This window comes from Streptomyces sp. NPDC045778, from assembly GCF_056431945.1.
The window spans coordinates 1-5287 of the sequence record NZ_JBWKJZ010000010.1 but is presented as its reverse complement, the minus strand read 5'-3'; the positions used below and the strand labels follow the sequence as shown (position 1 = coordinate 5287).

Below are 5287 nucleotides of genomic sequence, written 5' to 3'. Positions count from 1 at the left end.
CGTGCCCGCGGCATTCGAAAGACCCGAAGTGAACCGTACGAACAGCGCGACCAGCGCGGCCTTTATCAACACCACGAGGAGCGGACCAGAGATGTCGAACGAGGAGAAGCTTCGGGATTACCTCAAGCGGACGACATCCGACTTGCGCCAAGCTCGTCGCCGTCTGCGCGAGGTCGAGGAGCGGGACCAGGAGCCCATCGCGATCGTCGCGATGAGCTGCCGCTACCCCGGCGGCGTCCGCACCCCCGAGGAGCTGTGGCGGCTCGTCGCGCAGGGCACCGACGCCCTGACGCCGTTCCCCACCAACCGCGGCTGGGACGCCGACGCGCTCTACGACCCGGACCCCGACAACTCCGGTACGTCCTACGCCCGCGAGGGCGGCTTCCTGCACGAGGCCGACGAATTCGACGCCTCGTTCTTCGGGATATCGCCGCGCGAGGCGCTGGCCACCGACCCGCAGCAGCGGCTGCTCCTGGAGACCTCCTGGGAGGTGTTCGAGCGCGCGGGCATCGACCCTGCCTCGCTGCGCGGCAGCCGCACCGGCGTCTTCGCGGGCGTCATGTACCACGACTACGCCTCGCGCCTGCACTCCGTGCCCGAGGACGTCGAGGGCTACCTCGGCACCGGCGCGTCCAGCAGCATCGTCTCCGGCCGCGTCGCCTACACCTTCGGCCTGGAGGGCCCCGCCGTCACCATCGACACGGCGTGCTCCTCCTCCCTGGTGGCCCTGCACCTCGCCGTCCAGGCGCTGCGCCAGGGCGAGTGCTCCCTCGCGCTCGCGGGCGGCGTGACCGTGATGTTCACGCCGGGCACCTTCGTCGACTTCAGCAAGCAGCGCGGCCTCGCCCTCGACGGCCGCTGCAAGCCGTACGCCGAGGCCGCCGACGGCACCGGCTGGGGCGAGGGAGCGGGCCTGCTGCTCCTGGAGCGCCTGTCGGACGCGCGCCGCAACGGCCACGAGGTCCTCGCGGTCGTACGCGGCTCCGCCGTCAACCAGGACGGCGCCAGCAACGGCCTGACCGCGCCCAACGGCCCGTCCCAGCAGCGCGTCATCCTCCAGGCCCTCGCCAACGCCCACCTGGCCCCCGAAGAGATCGACGCCGTGGAGGGCCACGGCACGGGCACCACCCTGGGCGACCCCATCGAGGCCCAGGCCCTCCTCGCCACCTACGGCCAGGACCGCCCCGACGACCGGCCGCTGTGGCTGGGCTCCATCAAGTCGAACATCGGGCACACGCAGGCCGCCGCCGGTGTCGCCGGTGTCATGAAGATGGTCATGGCGATGCGCGAGGGGGTCCTCCCGCAGTCCCTGCACGTGGACCGGCCGAGCACGCACGTCGACTGGTCCGCGGGCGCGGTGGAACTGCTGACCGAGGCGCGCCCGTGGGACGAGCGCGAGGACGGCGTGCCCCGCCGCGCGGGCGTCTCCTCCTTCGGTGTGAGCGGCACGAACGCCCACGTCATCGTGGAGCAGGCCCCGGTCGAGGAGCCCGCCGAGGTCGCGGAGCCGGTCGCTCCGGTCACCGCCGTGCCGTGGCTCGTCTCCGCCCGCAGTGCGGAGGCCCTGCGGGCGCAGGCCGAGCGGCTGCGCGAGCACGTCGCGGGCGACACCGGCCTGGACGCCGTGGACGTGGGCTGGTCGCTCCTGTCCAGCCGTGCCCTGCACGAGCACCGGGCGGTCGTCATCGGCCGCACCCGGGACGAGTTCCTGACCGGCCTGGAGTCACTGGCCACCGGCGGCCCGGCCGCCGTGTCGGGCGCGGTGGCCGAGGGCCGCCTCGGCGTCGTCTTCACCGGGCAGGGCAGCCAGCGCATCGGCATGGGCCGCGAGCTGTACGAGACGTTCCCGGTCTTCGCTGCCGCGCTGGACGAGGTGTGCTCTCATCTGGATCCGTGGATAGAACGTTCGCTCCAGAGCGTGATGTTCGGTACGGACGCCGACCTCCTAGAGCAGACGGGCTACGCGCAGCCCGCTCTGTTCGCGATGGAAGTCGCCCTCTATCGCCTCGCGGAGTCCTTCGGGGTGCGCCCCGAGGTCGTGGGCGGTCACTCGATCGGTGAGCTGGCTGCCGCGTACGTGGCCGGGCTGTGGTCTCTGGAGGACGCGGCCCGACTGGTGGCTGCGCGCGGGCGTTTGATGCAGGCCCTGCCCGAGGGCGGGGCGATGCTGGCCGTGCAGGCCACGGAGGCCGAGGTCGCGCCGCTGCTGGCGGACGTGTCGGACCGCGTGGGCGTGGCGGCGGTGAACGGCCCGGCGCAGCTCGTGCTCTCCGGCGACCGCGCCGCCCTCGAAGGCCTGGAGCACACGCTTCGCGAGCAGGGCCGGAAGGTGAAGTGGCTGAAGGTCAGCCACGCCTTCCACTCGCCGTTGATGGACCCGGCCTTGGACGAGTTCCGCCAGGTCGCGGCCAAGCTGACGTACCAGGACCCGGTACTGCCCGTCGTCTCCAACCTCACCGGTGAGGTGGCGGACGCCACCGAGTTGAAGGACCCGGAGTACTGGGTCCGCCACATCCGGGAAGCCGTCCGCTTCCACGACGGCCTGAACGCCCTCACCGGGTTCGGCGTCGGCACCCTCCTCGAACTCGGCCCGGACGCCGTGCTCACCGCGATGGCGCACGACACGCTCACCGAGCCCGAGAGCCAGTCCGGCCTCGTCGCGGCCACGCGCAAGGACCGGCCCGAGGCCGACGCCTTCCTCACGGCGCTCGCGCAGCTGCACGTACGCGGAGTGAACGTCGACTGGGCGCCGCTGTACGCGCCCGTCGAGTCCCGGCGCCGCGTCGCCCTGCCCACCTACGCCTTCCAGCGGCAGAGCTACTGGCTGCACGCCCCGGCCCTCACCGGCGACGTGACCTCGGCCGGGCTCGCCGCCGCCGACCACCCGCTGCTCGGCGCGGCCGTGGAGGTCGCGGGCAGCGAGGCACGCCTGTTCACGAGCCTCCTGTCGGTCGACGCGCACCCCTGGCTCGGTGACCACGTCGTCGCCGAGCGGACGCTGCTGCCCGGCACGGCCTTCGTCGAGCTGGCCGTGCGAGCCGGTGACGAGGTCGGCTGCGACCTGCTCGAAGAGCTGATCCTGGAAGCCCCGCTGGTGCTGCCCGAGGACGGCGGCGTACAGCTCCAGCTGTGGGTGGAGGAGCCGGACGAGTCCGGGCGCCGCACCTTCACGCTGCACTCGCGGCGCCAGAACGACGTACCGGACGAGCCGTGGATCCGGCACGCGGCGGGCGTCCTCGCCGTCGACGCGTCCGACCCCGCCGCGTGGCAGGACGCCGACCTCGCGCAGTGGCCGCCGGCCGGCGCCACCGCCGTGGACACCGGCGACCTCTACCAGGGCTTCGCCACCGCGGGCCTCGGCTACGGCCCGGCCTTCCAGGGCGTACGAGCCGCCTGGCGGCGCGGCGACGAGATCTTCGCGGAGGTCACGCTTCCCGAGGCCGAGCGGGACGAGGCCGGTGGATACGGCCTGCACCCGGCGCTCCTCGACGCGAGCCTGCACGGCCTCGCCTTCAGCGCGGTCGGCGCGGGCGGGGCAGGAGCGCGCCTTCCGTTCTCCTGGACCGGCGTCCGCCTGTACGCGAGCGGCGCCGCGACGCTGCGGGTCCGCCTGACGCCCGCCGAGTCCGGAGCGGTCACGCTGCTCGCCGCGGACGAGACCGGCAAGCCCGTCGCCGCCGTGGAGTCCCTCGTCCTGCGCGCCCTCGCGGCGGAGGAACTGGACGCCGCGACCGGCACGGACGACGACGCGCTGTTCCGGGTGGACTGGAGCGTGGTGTCCGCTCCCGCCGTGCCGGCCGGGGCCGCGTACGCGGTGCTGGGCGATGACGAGTTGGGTCTGCGGGGTGCTCTGGAGGGCGCCGGTGCCCAGGTGGCGGCGTACACGGACGTGGCGGCGCTCGCTGAGGCGATCGGTGGCGGGGCTCCCGTCCCGGAGGCCGTCTTCGTGGCCTGCGTGAGCGGGGAGAGCGACGGCGGTACGGCCGCTTCGGTGCGCGCCTCCTTGAACCACGCCCTGACGGTGGTGGGGGAGTGGCTGGCCTTCGAGGGCGGTGAGGAGTCCCGGCTGGTCGTGGTGACGTCCGGTGCCGTGGGTGTGGGCGCGGGTGACGTGGTGTCGGCGGCGGGTCTGGTGGACGCCCCGGTGTGGGGTCTGCTGCGGTCCGCGCAGTCGGAGAACCCGGGCCGCCTGGTCCTGGCCGACGTCGACGGCGCGGAGGACTCCCTCGCCCTGCTGCCGGGCGCCCTGGAACTCGACGAGCCGCAGGTCGCCGTGCGCGGGGACGTGGTGTGGGCGCCGCGCTTGGCGCGGGCCGCCGCGAGCGGAGCGACCCTCACCGTCCCGGCGGGGGAGTCCTGGCAGCTGGGCGTGACGGACCGGGGCACGCTGGAGAACCTCGCCCTGCTGCCCGTCGCCGAGGACGCCCCGGAGTGGGCGGGGCGGCCGCTGGGCGCCGGTGAGGTGCGCGTCGAGGTGCGGGCGGCGGGCGTCAACTTCCGAGACGCGCTGATCGCGTTGGGCATGTACCCGGGCGACGCGGTCATGGGCACCGAAGGCGCCGGCGTCGTCGTCGAGGTGGGCTCCGAAGTGAGCGGCCTGTCCGTCGGCGACCGCGTCCTGGGCCTCATCGACGGGGGCTTCGGCCCGCTCGCCGTGGCCGACCGGCGCATGGTGGCGCGGATCCCCGAGGGCTGGTCCTTCGCACAGGCCGCGTCGATCCCGACGGTGTTCCTGACGGCGTACTACGCGCTGAAGGACCTGGCAGGACTGGAAGCGGGCGAGTCGGTCCTCGTGCACGCGGCCGCCGGTGGTGTGGGCATGGCCGCGGTGCAGCTGGCCCGGCACTTCGGTGCCGAGGTGTACGGCACCGCGAGCGCCGGGAAGTGGGACGTCCTGCGGGGCCTCGGCATCGAGGAGAGCCGCATCGCCTCCTCGCGGACCCTGGACTTCGAGGCGGCCGTGCTCGCGGCCAGCGACGGCCAGGGCGTGGACGTGGTTCTCAACTCCCTGGCCAGGGAGTTCGTGGACGCCTCGCTGCGGCTCCTGCCGCGCGGCGGGCGTTTCGTGGAGATGGGCAAGACCGACCTCCGCGACCCCGAGGCCGTGGCCGCCGCCCACCCCGGCGTGGCGTACCAGAGCTTCGACCTCGCCGAGATGTCGCCCGAGCGCATCCAGGAGATGCTGGCCGAGGTCCTGTCCCTGTTCGAGCGGGGTGTGCTGGAGCCGCTGCCGGTGAAGGCGTGGGACGTGCGCCGGGCGCCGGAGGCGTTCCGGTATCTGAGCCAG

1 protein-coding gene is annotated in these 5287 nt (G+C 73.8%); it reads left to right on the top strand.

Features of this window, described 5'->3' with window-relative positions; genetic code table 11:
- Positions 1-91: 91 nt before the first annotated feature.
- Positions 92-5287 (top strand): beta-ketoacyl synthase N-terminal-like domain-containing protein (locus tag AC07GB_RS15110; RefSeq protein WP_478845380.1); only part of this gene is annotated, 5196 nt, incomplete at its 3' end.